Annotated in this window: 2 protein-coding genes; both read left to right on the top strand. The window is 66.5% G+C overall.

The window, feature by feature from the left end; genetic code table 11:
* Positions 1-25 precede the first annotated feature (25 nt).
* Positions 26-712, top strand: a complete 687-nt coding sequence (locus tag AB0395_RS48045; protein WP_366295042.1) for a DNA-3-methyladenine glycosylase — start codon at positions 26-28, stop codon at positions 710-712.
* A gap of 142 nt (positions 713-854) precedes the next feature.
* The gene (tyrS, locus tag AB0395_RS48050) at positions 855-2,123 is read left to right on the top strand and encodes a tyrosine--tRNA ligase (RefSeq protein ID WP_366295045.1); all 1,269 of its coding nucleotides are present in this window, start codon (positions 855-857) and stop codon (positions 2,121-2,123) included.
* The last annotated feature ends 462 nt before the right edge of the window (positions 2,124-2,585 follow it).

The following is a 2,585-nucleotide window of genomic DNA, read 5'->3' on the forward strand; positions in this document are numbered from 1 at the left end:
CTCCCAGATCTGATCGCGCGCCTCGTTGTGCGGAGTACCGGGTTCCGGCGCCTCGAACGCCTCGGCCCAATCGTCGGCGCTCAGCCAGATCTCGGCCGGATCCGCGCCGCTGACCCGTGACTTCTTCGACAGACCGGGTCACGAGGTCGCTCCCGACCTGCTGGGCCGTGTGATCACACACGGCCCAGTCGCGGTCCGCATCACCGAGGTCGAGGCGTACGGCACGCCGGGGCAGGATCCCGCGTCCCACACCTTCCGCGGCAGGACACCGCGCAACGCCGTGATGTTCGGGCCTCCGGGACACCTGTACGTCTACTTCACCTATGGCATGCACTTCTGCGCCAATCTGGTCTGTCTTCCCGAGGGAGTCGGTTCCGGAGTGCTGCTGCGAGCAGGTGAGGTGGTCGCGGGGACGGAGACCGCGGCGGCCCGTAGGACGGCGGGCGCGAGCCGTACGATCACCGGGCGCAACCTCGCGCGTGGGCCGGCACGCCTCGCGGTCGCGCTTGGGTTCAGCCGGGAGCACAACGGGCTCGACGCCTGCCCGCCAGGACCGGTCAGCGTGCTCGAGGGGGATCCCGTCAAGGTCGCCTCGATCCGCTCGGGTCCGCGCACCGGGGTCTCGTCGGGGCGTGAGACGCCTTGGCGGTTCTGGATCGACGGGGACCGTACGGTCTCCCCCTACCGGCCACACGTTCCGCGCCGCAGGTAGGTTCCGCGCTGTTCTCGTCCGGCGCGGATTCACGCTGGTCTTGCCCGTAATGTGAGGGCTTCAAGTGGCGAAGTGGTGCGGTGATCGGGCAGGCTGTAGGCGAAGCCGTACATGACCGTTCGAGCATTGGAAAGCAAAGATCGTGACCGAGATTCTGGATGACCTCGCCTGGCGCGGCCTGATCGCGCAGTCCACCGACATCGACGCCCTGCGGGCGGCGATGGCCGAGGGTCCGATCACGGTCTATTGCGGCTTCGACCCGACCGCGCCCTCCCTCCACGTCGGCAACCTGGTTCCGCTGCTGACCCTCACGCGCCTGCAGCGGGCGGGACACAGGATCGTCGGCCTCGTCGGCGGGGCCACGGGCCTCATCGGCGATCCCAGCGGCCGGAGCACCGAGCGTTCACTCAACTCCTCCGAGGTCGTCGCCGAATGGGTCGCGCGGATCCGGGTCCAGCTGGAGAAGTTCCTGGACTTCTCCGACGAGTCCGGGGGAGTGCTGGTCAGCAACCTCGACTGGACCGAGGGCATGTCCGCGATCGACTTCCTGCGCGACGTCGGCAAGCACTTCCCGATCAACCGTATGCTCGCCCGCGAGTCGGTCTCCGCCCGTCTCGGCGGTGACGGGCTCAGCTACACCGAGTTCAGTTACCAGATCCTGCAGGCCAACGACTACCTGGAGCTGAACAGGCGGTACGGCTGCACGCTGCAGATCGGCGGCAGCGACCAGTGGGGCAACATCACCGCGGGAACCGACCTGATCCGCAGGGTGACCGGCGGCCACGTGCACGCGCTCACCGTGCCGTTGATCACCAAGGCTGACGGGACCAAGTTCGGCAAGACGGCCGGTGGCGCGGTGTGGCTCAACCCGGAGATGACCTCGCCGTACGCCTTCTACCAGTTCTGGCTGAACGCGGACGACCGCGATGTCGTGAAGTTCCTCAAGATCTACAGCTTCAAGTCCCGCGAGGAGATCGAGGAACTGGAGAAGGCGGCGGCGGAGCGACCCGCCGCACGTGAGGCCCAGCGCGCGCTCGCGACCGAGTTCACCACGCTGTTGCACGGCGCGGACGAGTGCGCCGCGGTGATCGCCGCCTCGGCGGCCTTGTTCGGTCAGGGGTCACTGGAGGACCTTCCCGCGCGGACGCTGGGAGAGGCGCTCGCCGAGGTGCCGCGTGCTGAGATCTCCGAGCTGGGGGCCTCGTTCGTCGACCTTCTCGCCCAGAGTGGACTGGTGGAGTCGAAGTCCGCCGCACGCAGGGCGGTCAAGGAGGGCGGCGCCTACCTCAACAATGTGAAGATCACCGATGAGGCCTATGTGCCGTCGACTGAGGACCTGCTGCACGGGCGCTTCCTGGTGCTCCGGCGAGGCAAGCGTTCCATCGGGGGCGTCGAACTGCTCGGTGCCTGACGTCTGCGCTCGGTGAACGCCCCGGCTATTGCCGGGGCGTTCGTCGTTTAGATCTGTAACGTTTGGGTAGCGAAGGTTGTCGATTCTCGTGTGGATCTAGGATGACCTGCGGTTTTCTCGGATCTGGCTGATTTGACGGGCTTCCGGGGGCGGCCTAGAGTTCACAGTGCCCCGGGAGCGAGCCGGACGCCTGAGTGCGGACGGGCCCCAAGGGCCGAACCCCCTTCAGCGAACCTCAGCGTTCGGGATCCGTGTTGACCGTTGAAAAACCGGTTGATTGGACACGTCCTGGATGTCACGGTAAGTTTGGAGGGTTGCTCCGGAGACGGGGCAGTCGAGATCCTAGCGGGTCCGGCAGGTTTGGGTCGGCTGAAGCGAAAAGCGACAGTTTGACACGGACTAGGCGGATCTGATAAGATTGAAACACGGAAGTGTGCGCCCCGGAAGCTCCGACCGGTTGAT

The sequence above is a fragment of the Streptosporangium sp. NPDC051023 genome, assembly GCF_040689595.1.
GTDB lineage: Bacteria > Actinomycetota > Actinomycetes > Streptosporangiales > Streptosporangiaceae > Streptosporangium.